1 protein-coding gene is annotated in these 1,734 nt (G+C 47.6%); it reads right to left on the bottom strand.

Annotated elements, in window-relative coordinates:
* Nucleotides 1-1,489: 1,489 nt before the first annotated feature.
* A partial coding sequence (locus tag Q0340_RS04285; RefSeq protein WP_298082305.1) for a UvrB/UvrC motif-containing protein occupies nt 1,490-1,734 on the bottom strand: 245 nt, incomplete at its 5' end.

Genomic DNA, 1,734 nt, shown 5'->3' with positions numbered 1-1,734 from the left:
GCTACTGAGGTTTGCCGAGGGCGCGCTTGATATTTGCGATCCTTTCGGCATCGGGGTGATTTTCGAGGGCGAAAGACCGCTGCGCGTGGAAAATTTAGAGCTTTGCGGGGAGTATTAACAGCGGATAAAATTTTAAATTTAGAGGCGATTTTAAAATTTATACAGCGCGTAAATCGGCGCACTATGGCGCACTCTCACAGATAAATTTAAATCTCGGCTCGTTGTCGTTTTGAAATTTTGTGGCGCACTGCAGCGGCTAAGATACGCTTTGACAAGGCGGCGTCTAAATTTCATTTTCCGCGCCGTGTCACGTAAATACTTCGTTCGTATCCTCAAAGTGAGCGTTTATTACTGCGGCACGAATGTAGGTGCGGGTAGGCTTGGAATTCTACGTAAAATTTTGAAAGTATCCGCGCACAACGGCGAGTAAAAAGTACGTGCAAACTCGGCGTCTGAGTGCATGTCCGCTCGTAGCCGCTACGGATTGAGCGAGCGAAGCGACAGAATTTAAACGCGGGGCGCGCGCGGGAAAAAGTCGAAGATGGGTGCGGAGAGATGCAAAAAAAGCGTAAAGGCGCGCGGCGGTATAGAGTGGGGTAGTGCGACTGCCGCAAATCAGGCTCGCAAATTGCGGATCAAAAGCGGGCTGAAACAAAAAGCTCGGCGCGCAAATTTGCGGATAGGGAAGTCGACGAGAGCAAAAAGTTCGGCGCGTAGATTTACGGATCGGGCGTCTAGGAAAGGACGGGACGCGCGCCGCGAATTTAGCGATTTGGCGCGCAGAACGCGAATTAAAAAGCGCCGTAAGCAAAGAGGCGCGCAGCGAAATTTTGCGCTCCTTAAAATTTTATAAAATTTTGCTCGTAAAATTTATGCCTTTTTAAAATTCTATAAAATTTCGATCGCAGAGTTTGCCCGTGAAATTTTTAAAGCTCTTGGCGGTCTGTTTTGAAATTTATAAAGCAGATTGCCGCGCAAGCGCCGCCGAGTAAAATTTGAGATCAAAGCAAGCTGAAAGTAGAAATTTTAAGCGCGAGCAAATTTGGCTCGCAAATTGTGGATGGGGCGTCCGGCGCAGCAGGGGTGCGGAGTGTAAATTTAGCGAGAAAACGAGAAAAATGATGTATAAATTTTGCGCGTAAACCATCTTAAATTTAGCGAACAAATTTTAAAACCGCTCTCGCAGCAATCCGCCTCAAACTATCTAAAATTAATGAGTAAATTTTAAAATTTCACCTTGCGGCATTCCTGCGCGAATTATTTAAATTTAATGATTAAATTTCAAAACTCGCCGTCTCGCATCACGCCCAAATTTACGCTCTATCTCGCGGCATTTGCCGCGCAGATCGCGCAAATTTAATGCTCTGCCTGACGGCATTTGGCGCGTAAATTTCACTCTGTGTTATGCGCGCAAATTTAATGCTCCGCCAGGTGGAATTTAATGCGCAAATTTCACGACGAAATTTCAGGGCGTTTCGAGTCTCGCGATTTACAGCTTCCTAAGCTTTGCGATCTCATCGCGCAGCGCCGCGGCCTTTTCAAACTCCAGCGCTGCCGCGGCATCAAGCATCTGCTTTCGCAGTTCCTTTACGATCTTGGCGCGCTCGGCGGCAGGCATCTTCTCTAAGTTGGCGCCCTTTCTTAAAATTTCGGTGCCGTCCTCGATCTTTAGACTTTCTTCGATATTGCGGCTCGCAGAATGCGGGGTTATGCCGTGGGCGCGGTTGTATTCAT

The organism is uncultured Campylobacter sp. (genome assembly GCF_938045595.1).
In the GTDB taxonomy this organism is placed as follows: domain Bacteria; phylum Campylobacterota; class Campylobacteria; order Campylobacterales; family Campylobacteraceae; genus Campylobacter_B.
This window is presented reverse-complemented; position numbering and strand designations above follow the sequence as displayed.